The organism is Herpetosiphon sp. (genome assembly GCF_003512625.1).
Taxonomy (GTDB): Bacteria; Chloroflexota; Chloroflexia; order Chloroflexales; family Herpetosiphonaceae; genus Herpetosiphon; species Herpetosiphon aurantiacus.
This window is the reverse complement of the sequence record NZ_DOPT01000048.1, coordinates 2,595-3,488: the sequence shown is the minus strand read 5'-3', so window position 1 is coordinate 3,488 and position 894 is coordinate 2,595. Positions and strand designations below refer to the sequence as shown.

The window sequence follows — 894 nt, the reverse complement described above, 5'->3', positions numbered from 1 at the left end:
AAGCATGATGTGGCACAGTGTCGGTTGCACCTTGCAGCAAGGCTTGTTGGCGTTAAACCAATAGTCCTCAATTTGCAATACCTTCGATTGGTTCGTGGCCGATTAATTCACCCTTGGCAGTTACTAGGCGATTGCGTATACTCAGGAATAGATTTCGCCAAAAGCAGCTTGCCTCAAGAAAGGGTTTCCACATGAAGCCACGATTTTTTGCGTTTGGCAGCCAACAACTGCATAGCGATGCACCGCAGCATCATTCATTAACCCGCCGCATGATCGGCTGGATCGGCCTGTTTGTAGCTTGTTTGTTGCTGATTCTGTATAGTTTTAGCCAACTCGATCATATTCCCCTGAGCACGCTCACCCGTGATCCTGCCGATATTACCGGAATGCCGTTCTATTTTGGCATTCTCTCGACCTTGGGAGTAATGCTATGGTCGGCAACGACCGGTGTTTGCGGGGTTGGCTGGTTGTTGCTTGAGTCCAGCCATCAACAGCGGCGCTTTTTAGGCGCATCAGCCCTCTTATCCTTGATTTTGGCGCTTGACGATGCCATTTTGCTGCACGAACGAGTTTTTCCGAAGCATCTGCATATTCCCGAAAATCTGGTGTTGGCAGGCTATTTAGGCTTGGGGATGGCCTATCTTTTTTATTTTTTGCCACGAATGTTAAGCACAGATTATGGTTTGTTTATGCTGGCAGTTGGATTTATGGCTTTATCGATGATTTTCGATGTGATTATGCCGTTTCATGAGCTAGCAACCTTTACCGAAGATAGCCTCAAATTTGTTGGGATTGTCTTTTGGCTCAGCTATTTTGGGCGAACTGTTCAAACTATTTTAGCCCAAGCCAAACTGCAACGTTTAGCTTAACCCCACATTCTGCTAAAAGCGCCGT

Annotated in this window: 1 protein-coding gene; it reads left to right on the top strand. The window is 46.8% G+C overall.

What is annotated here, in order from left to right; genetic code table 11:
* Window positions 1-191: 191 nt before the first annotated feature.
* Window positions 192-869, top strand: coding sequence for a DUF8692 domain-containing protein (locus DEF47_RS11705; RefSeq protein WP_012190858.1), 678 nt, complete (start codon window positions 192-194; stop codon window positions 867-869).
* Window positions 870-894: the final 25 nt, after the last annotated feature.